Origin of the sequence: Pedobacter sp. Bi126, assembly GCF_918698245.1 — a bacterium.
In the GTDB taxonomy this organism is placed as follows: domain Bacteria; phylum Bacteroidota; class Bacteroidia; order Sphingobacteriales; family Sphingobacteriaceae; genus Pedobacter.
Genome location: NZ_CAKKMS010000004.1, coordinates 632887 through 649750 on the forward strand (window position 1 = coordinate 632887; position 16864 = coordinate 649750).

Consider the following 16864-nt stretch of genomic DNA (forward strand, 5'->3'; position numbering starts at 1 on the left):
CATGAGCAGACATTTATATTTTCCATTATTCATCCTGTTGCTGATGGTGACAGGAATATCAAATTCATCTGGCCAGGAAGCCAGGAGGAGCAAAAAAGAGAAAGAAGAGACGGTGGGCAGGGAACTGGGCCTCGACAAAGATAAAACTGCCAGATTGGTGGAACGGCAGGAGAAATACCGTGTGCAGGTGACGGCTGTGCTGCAGGATACCAGCCTGCGCCCCCAGCAGCGCAGTGCCAGTTTAAAGGCACTGGCCCGGGAGCAGAGCGCAGCGCTCAATATCCTTTTGAGCCCCCAGCAACGGGAAAAGATGTCGGCTGCGATCAGTTCACGGAACGGGGCCCGAACAGCGGCACACCGGAAAGAAATGGAATCCAGGCTTCCCGGGAAAAAGGACAAGAGATTGGCCGTTGACAGCACTAAAGTTAAACTAAAGAATTAATGCCTCTCCAGATGAAAACAGGAATAAAGATTACCGTCATATTTACCGGGCTTTTAGCCCTCTGTGCAGGCCTTGCAGGCCATGCGCAGCTTTCGGTCAGCTATTCGCCTTCAAGCCAGAGCTATAGTACAGGGAGCGCTATCTCTACACTTTCCCCGACAGTTAGCGGAGGTGCCGCATCAGCGGGCGGACAGACGACGACTACTTTTGTCAGCAGCGGGCTGTATAACCCGCTGAACACTGCAGTGGATGCGGCGGGCAATGTGTACATTGCTGATTCGGACCACAACCAGATCCAAAAAGTTACACCATTGGGTACCATGAGCATATTGGCCGGTTCCGGATCTGCGGGATCAGCAGATGGTACGGGTACGGGGGCAAGTTTCCAGCACCCTTCTGCACTTGCTGTTGATGCTTCGGGCAATGTGTTTGTTTCCGATCAGCAGAACCACCGGATCCGTAAGATTACCCCGGCAGGGGTAGTGACGACCTTTGCGGGCAGCGGATCACCTGGCTTTGCGAACGGAACGGGGACGGGTGCAAGTTTTTACAGTCCGATAGGCCTGGCCTTTGATGCTTCGGGCAACCTTTATGTGGCCGATTATTCGAACAACCGGATCCGCGTGATTACGCCATCAGGTGTGGTGAGTACCTTTGCGGGCACGGGTACGGCAGGGTCTTCCAATGGCAGTGCCTTATCGGCCACCTTTCGCAATCCGATGGGTGTGGCGGTGGATGCCTCGGGCAATGTTTATGTGGCCGACAGGCTGAACCATATGATCCGCAAGATCAGCGGGGGCACGGTGAGCACGGTTGCCGGTAACGGATCGATGGGCTCGGCGAGTGGTTATGGTACATCTGCTACTTTCCAGTACCCCAACAACCTGGCGGTGGATGGCTCGGGAAATATCTATGTGGCCGACCAACAGAACAATATGGTCCGCAAGATCGATGCTTCAGGTTATGTTTCGGCCTTTGCGGGCGCGACCTCTTCGGGTACGGTAAACGGTACGGGTTCGGGGGTAAGGCTGAGTTCACCCTACGGCTTAAGTATCGATAGCCAGGGGACGCTTTATGTGGCGGAGATCGGAAGTCACTATATCCGCAAGCTCGCCACGGCTGCTTTTACGGTTGCACCAGTGCTTCCGGGCGGTCTGAACTTCAACAATACGAACGGCAACATCAGTGGGGTTCCAACGACAGCGTCTGCTGCAGCCAACTATTATATTACGGCCTACAATACCGCCCAGAGCAGTTCGGCCTTTGCGCTGAACATTACGATAATAGGTGGAAGTGTTGCGGGCATCCAGCCGAGTTACAGCCAAAATTTTGTTATGGAGACCGTTGTAAAAGAGGCCGGTGCAACCAGTTTGGCACAGGTAGGCAGTTTGCCTGTTGCTCAGGCGAACCGAAACATTCAATATTTTGACGGGCTGGGCAGGCCTATGCAGGCCGTGCAGGTACAGGCAAGTCCAGGCGGAAAGGATATTGTGCAGCCCACAGCTTATGATGCCTACGGGAGGGAAACAGTAAAATACCTGCCTTATGCGGCGCAATCGGCAAACAACGGAGCTTATAAAGCTGATGCTTTGATCCAGCAGTCGGATTATTACGGTATTAGCACCGGCTGGGATGCAAATGTGGTTAAAACGCCGGTACCTTACAGTGTAACGGTGTTCGAGGCTTCACCATTGAACCGCGTGGAGCAACAAGGTTCGCCGGGTGCAGACTGGCAACCTGTTACAGGCCGGACAGTAGTAAGTGAATACGGGGCCAATGTGGCGGGGGATGTCAGGAAATGGACGGTGAACAGTTCCGGTGCGAGTTCTGGAAGTAGTTATTATGATGCCGGAAAACTTTATAAATCTACTATAAAAGATGAGAACTGGGTACCTGGGGATGTAAAGACGGGTACAACAGATGAATATAAGGACCTGGAGGGACGGGTAGTGCTGAAGCGTGTCTGGGAAACGGATATTAAAAGCCTTTCGACCTATTATGTATATGATGACCTGGGTAATTTGCGCTATGTACTACCACCGGCAGTCAACCTGAACACTGATAGGTTATCCGCTGAGATCGCTGGTTTTACCGAATCGGATGATGTCTTCAAGGATTTTATGTACGGTTATCATTACGATGGCCGGAAACGGTTGACCGAGAAAAAGATCCCCGGCAAGGACTGGGAATATATGGTGTACAATACCCTGGACCAGGTGGTACTGACCCAGGATAAGATACAGCGTAATTCCAGCCAATGGCTGTTTACCAAATATGATGCCTTAGGTAGGACGATCATAACGGGGCTGTATAGCGATTCAAGGGAACGCGGGCCTATGCAGGATTATGTGAATGGGCTGTTAGCTGATAACACCTACCAGTTATGGGATGTGCGGAACAACAGCAATGAAAGCAACACCTATACGGGCTATAGCAACAATGCTTTTCCAAAAAGTGTAACCTATTACCATAGTATCAGTTATTACGATGACTATAACTTCTATAACAATACTTTTGGCCTGCCGATACTGCCGCAGGTCAGCGGTGGGCGTACCAAAACGCTGCTGACCGGAAGCAGGACGACGGTACTGGGTACCGGGACGATGCTGCTGAGCGTAAACTACTATGATGGGGACGGACGGGTAATCACGGCCAAGAGCGAGAACCATATTGGGGGCAGCGATGTGGTGGACAATGAGTGGAACTTTGATGGTAGCTTAAAGAACAGTACACGGGCGCATGTGGGGAACGGCACGCTGACGACGATTGTTAACAGTTATGCCTATGACCATGTGGGCAGGAAGAAAACGACCAAGTCCCGGATCAATGGCGGAGACCTGGTGACTTTAAGCAGCTTAACCTACAATGAGATCGGGCAATTGAAGGGTAAGGGACAGCATAGTACCGATGATGTGAATTTTGCGCAGCAGACTGGCTATACCTATAACGAGCGGGGCTGGCTGACCAGCCAGGCCGGTTCGCTGTTCAGTTTTACACTGGGCTATAACAGTGGCATTGCCCCGCAGTACAACGGGAATATCTCCGCGCAGACCTACACCAATGGAGGAGCTTCCAATACTTTTATCTATAGTTATGACAGGTTGAACCGTTTGACGGTGTCCAGTGCCGGGAACAGTTTGGGTGAAAGCCTGAGCTATGATGTGATGGGGAACATCAAAACCCTGGGCAGGGATAACTACGAGACCAATGACTATCATATCGATCAGTATCAAGGCAACCAGTTAAAGACCATCAGCGGCTTTACCAATGGAAGTTATACCTATAATGAAAACGGGAACCTCACCATTGACGGCCCTAACGGGAATACAATTGGCTATAATTACCTGAACCTGCCGGTACAGGTGAGCGGGAGCCAGAACGTGAATTATACCTATGACGCAACGGGCAGGAAACTGATCAAGGTAAGTTCTGTAAACGGCAGGGTCGACTACTTTGATGGAATTGTTTATAAGCCCGATGGTACCATTGACTTTATCCAGACCGAAGAGGGGATCGCGCGTAACAGCAGCGGTGTTTATAGTTACGAATACAACCAGGTAGACCATTTGGGGAATGTGAGGGTGAGTTTCCAGAAGAACCCGGTATCGGGCACCGTGGATCCGATCCAGCGGGATGATTATTATGCTTTTGGTTTGAGAAAGGTTGCAAGTGGCGGAACAAATAAATATCTTTACAATGGCAAGGAGTTGCAGGAAGAGCTGGGAAGCCCGGGACAAGGACAGTATGATTATGGTGCAAGGTTCTATGACCCGGTTATTGGAAGGTGGAATGTGGTTGACCCACTGGCGGAAGGCAGGGCTGAGATGACTCCTTATCATTATACCAGCAATAATCCCATCAACAGGATAGACCCAGATGGTCGATGGGATTGGTATAAATCTACAGATAATACAACAGTAAAATGGTTTGATGGAGATGGATACCAGGAAGGTTATAATAATATTGGGGCATCGAATGTCATCACAACGACTAATAAGGCTACCGGAGCGGTTCTTGGTTCAGTAAATCTAAATGATGATGGTTCAGCAACGAATGCGCAAACTGGTGAATTTGCAACTTCTTCAATAAGTGGTAACACTAAAATTGAGGCGAATCTAGAGGCTTCATCCATGCGTTCTATGAATTCAATGGGACAAGATTTAGCTATGTTAAGCATGAAATCTGTTGGAATGAGACTCCTTGGAGAAATTGTTAATGCTTTATATCCAGCTGATAATCGCTACGATGCACCTAAAATTAAATTTCCAGAAAAGAGTAATGAAATTGAAAAGCCACAAGGATGGAGAACTGAACCAAGTCAAAAAGGTAATGGTACTATAACACGAGATCCAAATAGCCCACATAATTCAATAAGAGAAATGCCTGGAAATCCAAATAGTATTAATCCTGCACAGCAGAAACCTTACGTAATCTATAGGAAAGACGGGGTAAGTTATGATGCATTGGGTAGACCGGTAGATACTAGGGATCCAGCTTCACATATTCCAAGAGATATATTTGATATTACTAAAATGCCTAAATTCGAATAACAAAAAATGAAAAAGGTCTTAGAAGATATATTTAATGATATTTTAGAAATATCGGATATAAATATGCAGAAAAAAATGTGGCTGAATGAAAATAATGACACTGGCTTAATATCATCATATGTTGAATTAATGAATAGATTATTTGATGATAATAATTTTAGTTATGTGATAGAAAACGAGGCAATTGCTTTAGATTTAGAACCCGAACTCATTTTTGCGCTCAAAACACTTAGAAATGCTCTGGATGGTTACGTTGAAAAAGAAACTGATCAAGAAATTATCACAGATCCTAAATGGATTGCAATTTCGGAGCAAGCAAAATCAATTATCAAAATGTGGACATAATTAGACTCTATCTGGTCTTAGCCTCGCTAAGACAAAAATGTAAGTTAAATAACAAGCCCAGCAGTTTAAAAATTGCTGGGCTTCGTTATTTCTGTACCAGTTCCAGTTTAATGAGCCTTGCTTTTATTGCTCCGTAAGTGCGAGAATGGAGTTTGGCGAGTTGGGTAATCTTGGCGCCTTCGCTGAAACGTTGTGTGAGCAGGTTATCTTCTTCTTCACTCCATGGCATTCCCTGGTTACCTTTTTCAGCTACCGCCCTAAGTTCATTAAGTGCAAAGGATAGCGCCCTTATGATTTCGGGCTGGTTGTACGGGCTATCGGCAGGGAATACTTCTCCGGTTACGGGGTCGGTACCAGCGGCCAGAGCCTGAAGGATCTCCAGGTGTCGGTTGTTATCCAAAAGTGAGTCTTGTTTTGGCCTCCCCTGCTAGTCCGAGCGGATTGCAATTAGATAAAATGTGCTGGTGCGAGTTTTTAACTCGTACCAATATAGAAATGCCATAGTTCTAAAATTTAGAAAGTTGCAATGGCTGCTTTGGATGTTTAAATGAGCAGGAGAAAAAACAGGAATGTAACAAATGGCCGGTTTTGGCAAGAGCATGACAAGCCTATTAAGCTGTGGTCAAATGAAGTAATTGATCAAAAGTCGATTATATTCACAACAATGCAGTTGAGGCAGGCTTTGTAAAAGAAGATTACCATTGGAAGTATGGTAGTGCAATAGACTTTTCTAGAGAAAAGGGTTTGTTAGAAATTGATATAATTTAAGTTAATTTGGATACGAGCTACAAGCTCGCACCAGCTCGGGGCAAAAACAGGTAAAGGAGTTCATGGAAATGCTCCAAAATTAACTAGAGCAATAAGACAGCAACTAGCTGAAGCCGAAAAAGCGAATCCGGGAGCCTCTGCTGCTGATATTTTAAGGACGGTCTCTAAAGATTCTCGGCAAAAGATATCAGATAATCCATATACTAAACTTAATGATTTGTATGGTTTTAATCCTTTTCTTTTTGCTCCAAAAATCAACCCAATAATTACAGTGGGTCCAATATCTCCTGGGGTTATTTTGCCAGACGATAAACCAGCGACAAGAAATTAATATAGAAATGTAGTTAAAAACCGAGACTCTTTATGGGTGAAGAGTCTTATTAAAGCAATTTGTTATGCACAATGTGGTGCCTACACAAAGAATAAAGAGCTAGCATCTGTCGGCTCTTTATTCTTTGTAAGGTATTCCTGATGGTCAGAAAACTTATAGGATTACCTCAATTTTTAAAACAAAGGCATCATTTGATCACAGGCTTCTTGTGCTCAGATGTCGAAACTCAATGAAGTATCGCTGTTCCTTTTGGTATACAAACAGTCTTTGAAACCTACATAAAATCTAGATCAAAATTCTATTTGTTGCCTCGATATCGCATCCTGTTATACCGTTTTCGATTAATGCACATTTTAAATTGTAACTAATATAATTGTCGACTCCAAAAGGAGCTGTAAAGAAATCTAAATTTTTATCAAATTCTGAGGTAAAGCAAATTTTTTCTGCAAAAATGGTGCGATAAATATTTTTGTTTACGGAAAAGTCGTTTTGTAACTTTTTGGAAGTGTCAAGGTAGTGTTGTTTGGAGGTGAGGGCAATGTTTTGTGGGTGGTCCCGTGCGACTCCTGCCGTAATAAAGATAGATCGTTCGTAGTCTACAAAATCCAAATAGTCTTTATTGTCCGAAGCAATGTGTAATAGGTAATAATTTTTCAGTTCTAGGTTTTTGTGTATGATTTTAGTTGGGTAAAGTTTATATGATGGAAATTTGAACTGCTCAATTATTATTTTAGTTTTTTCATTTATAATATAACCAATCGATAAAATAGAACTAATTATATCTGTGGGTTTAGCGCTGTTGCACATTACCAATCCATCTAGATCAGGCACAAAGGGTGGGAAATTGCTCCCCTTTGAAGATGCTTCGTAATAAGAATAATATGAATCAGGTTTGTCTTCGTTATAACCAGGTTTCCATTTCTGAATTTGTGGATAATTTGGGCCAGTTTCTTTAGTGCTACAAGCTTCTTTGAAAAGATAGAATTTCATGGAGTATTAAATTTAATAATAGGGTATTTAGTGTCTTGAAGGATCCTAAAATTTATTCGGTAATTAGTTTGTTGGTTGAAGAATACAGTTTAGCTGTTATAAATGTAGATAATTTATATTTCTAAGCATATTGATCTGGTTTTAATTATCTAAATTGACTGCAAGTTATTTAAACATTCGCACTTTTTAGGCATTGTACGATTTTAAAAAAAACGGATGCGAATAATGATATTTTGCTCAACCTTATTAATCAAGTTCATGATTACCTCCCCATCTAAATTAACACGTTCAGGTTTTCGCTGGATATAGGGCGCTCAGTCCTTATACTGTTTTTGTAAGTTAAAGATTCATTAATGGTTTTTTGAGGTAGATATGTATATTTAATGATCTTTTATCTGCTCACTTGGGGATTTCAGGGATAGTAGACACCGGATTTCAATCCAAACTGTGCACCCGGCTTTAGTCCCTGAATAAAGGGAGATTTGAATCAATCTGTCCCAAAGATAAAAGATCATCCGAACTTTCAGCTTTCAGTTTTTTGAACATGGCAATCTACTCTGCCGGGGTTCCCAAATAGCTTTTAGTTCCCTGAATCCCTTTAACGGCTTCCATTCGTCATTCAGAAACTATCCAAACCTGAAAAAACGGTCCATCAAAACTATATCACCCAGAACAACCTACTCTTTCTTTTTTTAGCCAATTTTAAAGCATCTACGGCGCGTTTTATTGCTCAGACGAAGATTCCGGAAGCCTTAGAACCAAGTTTAAAAACGCTAAAAATCAGTCGACTGCACACTTTAAGCGGTAATCAGTGCACATTTTGGAGCGAAATAAGTGACCATTTTAGATAGGAATGAGTGACCATTTTTGGGATAATCCCCACTGACTATAGGATAAACCTGTCTTTAGTTAGCTTATGTAACGCCGCTTAGTAATCAATCTTCTGGCATTTTACCTGGCAAATTATTGGAGGCAGAGAAAATAGATCGTCAGAGAGCGCATGCTCAAGGTAAGCAGAAAATCCATTATTCGAAACCAAATAGGACAAATGTCAAGTCATATCGGATCGATTACTCATAATTGAGTATAAGATAATTACATATTGTGAAATAGCATAGCTAATTTAGAATGGCAGGTCATCATCCCGATCACCATTATAAAAAGGAACAAACAGCGGTGGCGGTTCAGGCAAGTGGGCTCTACATAGCATCAGGTCATTCCTTGTACCAAATACCTCTAATTTCCAGCTCGAAAGCTAGATTGAGCTGCTGAGAGGGGATGGCAAACTTTGGTTTTTTCGCTTGGGGCAGGTTTTTAATGTTCCGTTTTTGATGACACAAACCTACCTGGTTGCAATAAATTGCTGTTTTTGATATACGATTTGAAATAAGTTGTCGTTATACAGGATATAATATGTAATAATACTACGTCTTTAATTACTGATTAAATTTACGCTCGATGGAAAAACTAACACCAGTTACTTTTTCAGCCCTATCAATTAAATTATCTAATACGGTGCATAAACCGCTCATTTGTGCACGGCAAAACCGCCCCCAACGGGTAGCTTGTATTCCTTTCAACCTGGGGCTCATCTGCAGCAGCCGGGGCTACCCATAAATTTGGGGCAAGCTGCCCCTGCAATAAATTACAATATACACACCACAATTAACTCGAATTTTACCAGGCTTGTTAAACCGTGTTGATGTTGTTTGTCGCAAAAATTTAAAGGTGAATACCACACTTTCTAACCGATTTTAGCCACTACAGCACTACGGGTTTAACCGCCTGAATTATAGCACAGAAACATTTTTCGGATCCGGATTGCGGAACGCCTCATTAACTTTTCGTAGTACGGTTTCATGATTTAATTTTACGCTCCATGAATAACCTTGATGCACTTGTACAGGTAATGTACAACATTTACCTCGTACTGAACAAAGAACAACTAGCCTTTACTTTTATCGATCTCCTTGGCGACCCTAATGCGCAACTTACCCGCCAACAGGTTAAAGACTACCTGAACATCAGCGAAAGTACCTACAAACGTAAGGTAAAAGATGGCACGTTAAAGCCTATAAAACTTCCTGGTGGCGATCGTTTTTACGCGAAAGATTTGCTGGCTGCCTACCTGGAGAGCCAGCAAAAGGGCCGTATTTAATTACCCCTGCATTACCTGTTCTGTACCCTTTGTTGCTACCAAGTTAACCCCAAGGTTACCCCAGGGTTACCCCGGCGTCACCTTTTCTCTACCTAAAAGGTAAAGCCAGCGCCTGCTTTCGCAGAATGGCACCACCGCCGATGGTTATGCTGCCCTTGAGCAGGGCGCCACCCAATGTAATTAGTTGAGAATTTTTAACCACAGATGCGCACAGGTAAACACAGATTTTTATATCTGTGTGCATCCTTTCTATCTGCGGTTAAATTATTTTTCGTGCCCCATGGTTTAATTTAAAGGTATTGTGCCGCCACAAGCGCCAAGGTTTTTGCGCCGCCTGCCACAATTATAATGGCTCATTTTAGCTCAAAAACGGTCGTATTTAGCTCAATTTAGCTCATTTTAGCTCAAAATGGGGCGCCAGTGCTGCTAAGCCGCTAGGTTTGGACATGGATTTAAACATACCGGTATAAACAGAAATCCTTTTATAGAAACATTTTTTCACTTAAAAAAACAAAAATTATGGCAACGTATTCAAAAGGCGCAAATGGCGCATTCTCGGGCAAAGTAGGCAGTGTAGTCGGCAGCAACTGGCGCAGTGTAGATTACCTAAAGGGCCTGCCCAAAAAGAGCAGTAAACCCAGTACCCAACCGCAATTGGCCCAGCGCAGTAAATTTGCCCTGGCACCGATGTACCTGAGCCCTATTAAAGACATTTTAAACATTGGCTTTAAAGATAAACAGCTGAGCAAACTTACAGGTTACAATGCGGCAGTTAAGGTCTTTTTAAACCAGGCGATTGTAGGTGACTATCCTGATTATACTATCGATTTTTCGCAGGTGGTGCTAAGCAAAGGTTCGCTTTCGGTTTTTCATGGGCTTAACGCGGGTTTGCAGGGTGCAGACCTGGTACTGAACTGGCAGAGCATTTTAAACCGCTACAGTGCCTTTACCGATGACCTGCTAACGGTAGTGCTCTTTAACGATACCAAAAAGATGTACCTGGTGTACGAAGAAGCGCAGCGCGGCGCGCTTACTTATACCGCGGCAATTGGTGCCGGCTTTACGGGTGATGTTTTTTACGGATGGGCTTTTGCGGTTAAGCGCGATGCCACTTCGGTATCAAGCAGCCAGTACCTGGGCACTTATACCATTCCTTAGTTTATCTAGTTAATTAACCCGCCCAAACCTTGCAAAGCCGCAGGTTTGGGCTTTTTTAAAAAGAAGAGATATGAAAACATTAAAACTGGCTTTAACGGCACTGATGCCAAAAAGGCAAATACTCGAAAAACTGATGCTGGCCACCATTTTGGTTTTGGGCTGGCTTACACTCCCCAATTTATTAAGGACCTTCGAACCCACCGCTGCCCTGCTGGATGCAGGCATCTGGCAGTTGCTTATGCTCGGCCTGTTGTGTTATGTGGCCTTATTGCAAATTTCCTGGTGGCTCTTGTACCGCTTTTGGCTCGGCCTAGGCCTGCTTAATTTAACAGATATGGTTTTACGCTTTAAACAACTTACATCATGGCAACAGTTAAGATTTTTTTGGGCATCGTTTGCTTTGCTCTTTTTAGCGGGGATAGCCTGCCTGGCCGCTATAACATAAACCAGGCGCCGAACCGGGCATTTGCCGATAGGGCCAAACTGTTGTGCATTGCAAAAAACGAAATAGGCGTGCGCGAAGTTTCAGGCCATAACGATGGGCCCCGGGTAGCTGCGTACCTGCGTTATACAGGTGTTGAACAGGGCAGCCCCTGGTGTGCGGCTTTTGTAAGCTGGGTTTTTGGCCAGGCCGGGTACCGCGCACCACGCACCCCCTGGAGCCCGGCCTTATTTCCGTTAAATAAACGTACCAAAGAGATAGGCCCTGCAGTGGTATTCGGCATTTACTTTAGCCACCTAAAGCGCATTGCCCATTGTGGCCTGGTGGAGCGGCAGGAGGGCGATTGGCTCATTACCATTGAAGGGAATACCAATATAGCGGGCAGCCGGGAAGGCGATGGGGTGTACCGCAAACGGCGGCCATTAAAAGCCATGAAATACTTTGCCGATTGGACCAGCAAGAAAGGAGCGGGCAATGAAAACTGAGTTAATCTTATTGATGGCCTGTAATATGCTGCTTTCGGCCTGTGGGAGCTTAAAAAGCAAGAAGACGCTGCATACGGAAAACCTTCAATCGAACAGCGATTACCAGGAACATACCGATCTGCAAAGCTGGGCAAAAGAAAACACCTTATTACTCGATACCAGTAATAGCGAATATGTGGTACAAATTACCCCAGTGGGGAAATTCCGCTACAGTGCTGAAAATGGTTTCGAAGGAGTGGCCGAAAAAGTTCTGGTAAGCGGGAAAGTTGGTAAAAGGAAGACCCTTCATAAGCAAAAGCAAGCGAGCCACCAGCTTCAGCGCCAAAAGCGCAGCCTTGAAAGCAAACAGGTAAAAAAGAAGTTGCAGCACATAGATAAAAGCAGGAAGCCACGTTGGGCCGCGATGTGCATTGGGCTGGTGGCGGCACTTGGCCTGGCTTATTGGTTAATAAGAAAACGGCTGTTTACCTGAACATTAAATGCCACTATTGGGGAAATTCCGCTACAGTGCCGAAAATAGTTTCGAAGCAAGGGCGAAAAAATCCTGTTAAACAGAAAAGCAGTAAAAGGAAGATCCTTAATCAGTAACCTTGATGTACATAGGGCAAGTTGTGGTATGGGTCTGGCTTGCTGGCAAATGAGAAAAACGGGTCTTCGCCTGGATATTAAAATGCTCCCTGTAAAACCAGCTTAAGGGGAGCATTTATTTCACATTACTTAAATTATCCAAGACTTAAGCTGACAGTTAAGATAAATTAAATAACCCCTAGGCAATGAACCAATGGCCAATGAACTAATTAACCAATTAACAAAAAAAGCGATCCCCGTTCCGGGAATCGCTTTGATTTTTCAGCTTTAGACTTTTAGCTTTGGTCTTTCAGCTTATTAGTATCCAAAAATCTGCTCCAGGCTTAATTTAGTTACCGGACCAAATTTTGCTAAATCGGCCATGTTGATTTTTTTCTCTGAGGCTACGATACAATAACTGTAAGGTTTGCCCGAAAGATTGGTTTGGTGGAATGATTTTACATCATTAAAAGTTAATGGTTTTAAGTTGGCGTATTCATCAGCTCTCGAGTCGTGATCGAAACCTAATTTTTTATCGGCCAAATAGCTATAGATAATTCCATCTTTGGTGATGCGGCTGGTTTCCAGGCCATTTAACGAGTTGGTTTTTGATAATGCAAATGATTTATCAGACTCTGGTAAAGTGGTTAATAACTCATTCATACCGGCAACGGCTTCATTCATTTTATCGGCCTGTGTACCTACATAAGCAATAATGGTATTTTCTTTTTCTTTGGTATTTGGAGAAGAATATACTGCAAAAGTAGAATAAGCCAAAGCTTTAGATTCTCGGATGGTTTGGAATACTACTGAGCCCATGCCGCCGCCAAAATAGTTGTTAAACAAGGCGATTTTTGCAGCATTGGCCGGATCGTACAAGCCACCGTTGCGTACCCAACGGATTTCTGCCTGCACCATATCGTAATCGGCAAAGTAAACTTTGGTCGAATCGGTTTTGGTGTATACAAATTTTTTGATTGGTGCGGCATCAGTAAATGCTTTGGCCAATGGGTGTGCTTTTACAATATCAGCAGAAAATGCGGTTAAAGTTTTAGGGCCATAATAAGTAATGGTGTGTTTGTAATTGGTAAGGTTGTGCAAGATATAGATCAAATCTGCCGATTTCATATTTTTGATCTCATCATTGCTTAATCCGTAATTGAAAGGATTATCTGCACCGTACTGTGCATAACTCATTAAACCACCAAGAATTGATGATTTGTTTAATTTTGCGTTATCTCTCGATTTTAACAAACGGCCTTTTAAATCTTCTAAGGCTTTTTCGTTTGCTTTGCAATTGGCCAGTACATCTTCTACCAGGGCAACAGCTTTATCAAAGTTTTCTTGTAAACCACTGATGGAAACTGTGGTTACATCGGTACCTACGTTTATGCTATAGCTGCAGGCAATGTTGTAAAATGCTTTACTAATATCTTCTGCCGAATATTTATCGGTACTTAAGAAGGCCAAATATTGAGCGGCATAAGGCAACAATTTATAGTTGTACGAGCCCATATCAAAACGGTAGCCTAAACGGAAAATTCCGTTTTCGGTGTTTTGAACCGCAATTACATCAGCAATGCCGGCTTTACCGAAATTAAGGTCTTTGGTATAATCTAAAAACTTAGGGGCTATGGGTTTTACCGGCGCAGCAATAATATCTTTCGTAAATGGAGAAACCTCATTGGCATTGGTTTTTACCGCGGTAATGGCTGGTTTTTCTACTTTAACAATACTTTTATCTTCGCCTTTATGTTTTAAGATAGAAACATAGTTGTTGACGAAAAATTTATTGGCAAAATCTACAATTTCCTTTTTGGTTACTTTAGCCATTGCATCGGTTGATGCCAGGGTTTTATCCCACTCGGTACCACGGTTTTGGATAAAGGCATTCATCGCGAAATCTGCACGCACATCGTTATTATCGAAACTTTGTAACTCTGCTAATTTGATGTTTGCAACAGTTGCTTTAATCAGGCTTTCATCAAACTCGCCTTTTTTAAGCAGTTCCACCTGTTCTAACAATAATTTTTGTGCTTCTTCTAAACTTTGGCCGGCTTTAGGTGAGCCAGATAAAATGAAGATTCCGTAATCTTTCATCGAGTTATAACCAGCGCTTGCCCGCAACATTTTTTGCTGTTTATTGATGTTGATATCCATTAAACCCGCTTTACCGTTGGCTAAAATGCTGCCGATTAAATCTAACAATAAACTTTGGTGTGTATTTTGAGCAAAACCCCTGTAAGCAACATATAAATTTTCGGCACTTGGGCCATAAATGTCAACTGTTTGAACCTGTGTTAATGGTTTTTCTGGTGCCGGGTTGTAAAGCGACAAAGGTTTAGGTGCCATATAAGCGAAGTCCTTGTCGATTTTTTTAATTAAATCATCATAATTAATATCGCCGCTCATAATTAAGGCCATATTATTGGGCACATAATATTTGTTGTAATATTTTCTGATTTCGATTAAGGATGGATTTTTTAAATGCTCGATGGTACCAATGGTGGTTTGTTGTCCGTAGTTATGTGTCGGGAACAAAGCATACAGCATTTTTTCATACATTTTACGGCCATCGTTATCCATACCGATGTTTTTCTCTTCGTAAACAGCTTCTAACTCTGTATGGAAGATGCGGAAAACAGGGGCACGGAAACGTTCTGCCTGTACGGCCAAAAATTTATCAATGGCATTTGATGGAAGATCTTCCTCGTACACGGTTTCTTCTACCGCGGTGTGGGCGTTGGTAGAATTGCTCCCGATCGATTTCATCATTTTATCGTATTCGTTTGCGATAGAATAATTAGAAGCTTCGCCCGAAGTTTTATCAATTTCCTTGTAAATCTCTTTACGTTTGGCCGGATCGGTAGTTTTGTTGTACGTTTCGTAAAGTGCTTCGATCTTATCTAAAAGCGGTTTTTCTTTGGCGTAGTTTAAGGTTCCAAATTTATCCGTTCCTTTAAATAAAAGGTGTTCTAAATAATGCGCCAGGCCGGTATTGGTACGCGGATCGGTATTACTGCCCGCTCTTACGGCCATTTTATAGGTAATATTTGGCTCTTTATTGTTCTGAGATAAAATTACTGTCAAACCGTTTTTTAAAGTATAAAAACGTGTTTTGGTCGGATCGTTGGTTACATACCTGTAGCTAAAGCCGCCAGATGTTCCTGTTTTCCATTGATAGGTGGTTTGCGCCTTCGCTAAAGCACCTGTAATTAGAAAACAAGCCAAAGTAAATAGTTTGAATTTCATTGAATTGGTTTTGGTTTATGATAATGAGTGTGTAGCTGTTGCTTTAAGCGTGATCTTAAATACAGCCTTCATTTTTAATAAGTTATTTATCCAAATATATATGCTTTCTGGCAGGGAATGAAATAATTTTGATTTCAAAACTAAAAATCTAGGAATAAATGATTTTAGCATATAAATCATGGCTTATTGTGCCTTGAATTTATAATCTGTATTTTTACCGGCATGACAAAGCAGGGCACAAAACCAAATATTTTAGTTGTAAATGATGACGGGATTACAGCTACGGGCATAAAGAATTTAATGGAAGTAATGCAGGAGCTGGGCAATGTAGTGGTGGTTGCACCAGATAGTCCGCAGAGCGGAATGGGACATGCCATTACCATAGGCAAACCTATCCGTTTTGATAAGGTTGATCTTTATGCAGGTGTAGAAATGTATAAATGCAGTGGAACCCCGGTTGATTGTGTTAAAATTGCTGTAAATAAGATTTTTAAAGGTAAAAAACCTGATTTATGCGTTTCGGGAATTAACCATGGACTAAATAATTCGATTAATGTACTTTATTCAGGTACCATGTCTGCAGCAGTAGAAGGCGCAATTGAAAAAATTCCATCTATTGGTTTCTCATTAGATGATTTTGCAGCTGATGCCGATTTTAGTCATACCAAAAAATACATTAAAAATATCTGTGAGCAGGTTTTGTTGAATGGTTTACCAGAAGGAACCTTGTTAAATGTGAATTTCCCAAAAGGCGATCACCTAAAAGGCGTTAAGGTTTGCCGCCAGGCCAATGCGAAGTGGATGGAAGAATTTGATGAAAGAACTGATCCTTACAAGCGGCCATACTATTGGTTAACCGGTGTTTTCGAAAATTTCGACAAAGGAGAAGATACTGATGTTTGGGCATTGGAAAACAATTATATTTCTATTGTTCCGGTCAAGTTTGATTTAACGGCGCACCATGCCATACAAGCCATAAACAGTTGGGATTTTATTGGTAACAATGCGGCTAAATCTACAAGCGCCGGCACTAAAGTTTCAGCGCCAGATGGCATTAATTTAGGTTAAGCGCTTGCCATTATGATTGATCGGTTGAAAAAATTAAATAATTCGGTGTGGATAGGTTTGGGTATTGGTTTGCTTGTGCCAGCAGTATTTTGTTCCATTGCCTGGTACATTATTGCTCATGTAGCTTCTCTCGCCAAAGCAGATTTGTTATATATTGGTGGTATTGCCATAAATGCTTATACCATGCAATACTTTTTTAAATACAATAAAGAAAATATTGGCAGGGGTATATTGGCCGCAACGTTTTTATGCGCTTTTGTATTTTTTGCTTATAAAGTTTTTTAAAACGGGCGTCATTGCGAACCGAA

Annotated in this window: 14 protein-coding genes; 10 read left to right on the forward strand and 4 right to left on the reverse strand. The window is 42.6% G+C overall.

Annotated elements, in window-relative coordinates; translation table 11 throughout:
- Position 1 precedes the first annotated feature (1 nt).
- The 3 genes from LQ201_RS17585 to LQ201_RS17595 are packed head-to-tail and all read left to right on the forward strand — an operon-like array spanning position 2 to position 5337.
- Complete coding sequence (locus LQ201_RS17585; RefSeq protein WP_230144698.1) at positions 2-442, forward strand: hypothetical protein; 441 nt, start codon at positions 2-4, stop codon at positions 440-442.
- 11 nt (positions 443-453) lie between these two features.
- A complete protein-coding gene (locus tag LQ201_RS17590) occupies positions 454-4992 on the forward strand; it encodes a DUF6443 domain-containing protein (protein WP_230144699.1) in 4539 nt (1512 codons plus the stop codon).
- A 6-nt stretch (positions 4993-4998) separates the two neighbouring features.
- Entirely contained in the window at positions 4999-5337 is a 339-nt protein-coding gene (locus tag LQ201_RS17595; protein WP_230144700.1) for a hypothetical protein, read from the forward strand.
- Positions 5338-5422: 85 nt separating this feature from the next.
- Here the strand turns inward: LQ201_RS17595 and LQ201_RS17600 are convergent, their stop codons facing one another.
- Together LQ201_RS17600 and LQ201_RS17605 are read right to left on the reverse strand one after the other, a co-directional pair.
- Positions 5423-5737, reverse strand: a complete 315-nt coding sequence (locus tag LQ201_RS17600; protein ID WP_230144701.1) for a hypothetical protein — start codon at positions 5735-5737, stop codon at positions 5423-5425.
- Positions 5738-6721: 984 nt separating this feature from the next.
- Positions 6722-7426 (reverse strand): hypothetical protein, encoded by a 705-nt coding sequence (locus tag LQ201_RS17605; protein ID WP_230144702.1) that lies wholly within the window; start codon positions 7424-7426, stop codon positions 6722-6724.
- Between the two features lie 1879 nt (positions 7427-9305).
- On the opposite strand from LQ201_RS17605, the gene LQ201_RS17610 reads away from it, so the two are divergent.
- Positions 9306-9584, forward strand: coding sequence for a helix-turn-helix domain-containing protein (locus LQ201_RS17610; protein WP_230144703.1), 279 nt, complete (start codon positions 9306-9308; stop codon positions 9582-9584).
- 88 nt (positions 9585-9672) lie between these two features.
- Here LQ201_RS17610 and LQ201_RS17615 read toward each other — a convergent pair whose 3' ends face one another.
- Complete coding sequence (locus LQ201_RS17615; protein ID WP_230144704.1) at positions 9673-9828, reverse strand: hypothetical protein; 156 nt, start codon at positions 9826-9828, stop codon at positions 9673-9675.
- A gap of 275 nt (positions 9829-10103) precedes the next feature.
- On the opposite strand from LQ201_RS17615, the gene LQ201_RS17620 reads away from it, so the two are divergent.
- The 4 genes from LQ201_RS17620 to LQ201_RS17635 all read left to right on the forward strand — a co-directional run bounded on the left by LQ201_RS17620 (position 10104) and on the right by LQ201_RS17635 (position 12141).
- Positions 10104-10742, forward strand: coding sequence for a DUF6266 family protein (locus LQ201_RS17620; RefSeq protein WP_230144705.1), 639 nt, complete (start codon positions 10104-10106; stop codon positions 10740-10742).
- Positions 10743-10812: 70 nt separating this feature from the next.
- A complete protein-coding gene (locus LQ201_RS17625) occupies positions 10813-11187 on the forward strand; it encodes a hypothetical protein (protein WP_230144706.1) in 375 nt (124 codons plus the stop codon).
- A complete protein-coding gene (locus LQ201_RS17630; RefSeq protein WP_230144707.1) occupies positions 11106-11669 on the forward strand; it encodes a peptidoglycan-binding protein in 564 nt (187 codons plus the stop codon). Before LQ201_RS17625 ends, LQ201_RS17630 begins: the two co-directional genes overlap by 82 nt.
- Positions 11659-12141, forward strand: coding sequence for a hypothetical protein (locus tag LQ201_RS17635; protein ID WP_230144708.1), 483 nt, complete (start codon positions 11659-11661; stop codon positions 12139-12141). Before LQ201_RS17630 ends, LQ201_RS17635 begins: the two co-directional genes overlap by 11 nt.
- Positions 12142-12554: 413 nt before the next feature.
- On the opposite strand, the gene LQ201_RS17640 is transcribed toward LQ201_RS17635, so the two are convergent.
- Positions 12555-15488: a pitrilysin family protein gene (locus tag LQ201_RS17640; RefSeq protein WP_230144709.1), complete on the reverse strand. Its 2934-nt coding sequence runs from the start codon at positions 15486-15488 to the stop codon at positions 12555-12557.
- A gap of 222 nt (positions 15489-15710) precedes the next feature.
- Here LQ201_RS17640 and surE point away from each other — a divergent pair, with 222 nt between their 5' ends.
- On the forward strand, positions 15711-16556 hold the full coding sequence (gene surE, locus LQ201_RS17645; protein WP_230144710.1) for a 5'/3'-nucleotidase SurE: 846 nt from the start codon (positions 15711-15713) through the stop codon (positions 16554-16556).
- A 24-nt stretch (positions 16557-16580) separates the two neighbouring features.
- Entirely contained in the window at positions 16581-16841 is a 261-nt protein-coding gene (locus tag LQ201_RS17650; protein WP_230144711.1) for a stationary phase survival protein SurE, read from the forward strand.
- The last annotated feature ends 23 nt before the right edge of the window (positions 16842-16864 follow it).

Coding starts and splice junctions, on each gene's coding strand:
- LQ201_RS17585 (WP_230144698.1), top strand. CDS start 2: ATGAGCAGACATTTATATTTTCCATTATTCATCCTGTTGCTGATGGTG.
- LQ201_RS17590 (WP_230144699.1), top strand. CDS start 454: ATGAAAACAGGAATAAAGATTACCGTCATATTTACCGGGCTTTTAGCC.
- LQ201_RS17595 (WP_230144700.1), top strand. CDS start 4,999: ATGAAAAAGGTCTTAGAAGATATATTTAATGATATTTTAGAAATATCG.
- LQ201_RS17605 (WP_230144702.1), bottom strand. CDS start 7,426: ATGAAATTCTATCTTTTCAAAGAAGCTTGTAGCACTAAAGAAACTGGC.
- LQ201_RS17610 (WP_230144703.1), top strand. CDS start 9,306: ATGAATAACCTTGATGCACTTGTACAGGTAATGTACAACATTTACCTC.
- LQ201_RS17615 (WP_230144704.1), bottom strand. CDS start 9,828: ATGCACACAGATATAAAAATCTGTGTTTACCTGTGCGCATCTGTGGTT.
- LQ201_RS17620 (WP_230144705.1), top strand. CDS start 10,104: ATGGCAACGTATTCAAAAGGCGCAAATGGCGCATTCTCGGGCAAAGTA.
- LQ201_RS17625 (WP_230144706.1), top strand. CDS start 10,813: ATGAAAACATTAAAACTGGCTTTAACGGCACTGATGCCAAAAAGGCAA.
- LQ201_RS17630 (WP_230144707.1), top strand. CDS start 11,106: ATGGCAACAGTTAAGATTTTTTTGGGCATCGTTTGCTTTGCTCTTTTT.
- LQ201_RS17635 (WP_230144708.1), top strand. CDS start 11,659: ATGAAAACTGAGTTAATCTTATTGATGGCCTGTAATATGCTGCTTTCG.
- LQ201_RS17640 (WP_230144709.1), bottom strand. CDS start 15,488: ATGAAATTCAAACTATTTACTTTGGCTTGTTTTCTAATTACAGGTGCT.
- surE (WP_230144710.1), top strand. CDS start 15,711: ATGACAAAGCAGGGCACAAAACCAAATATTTTAGTTGTAAATGATGAC.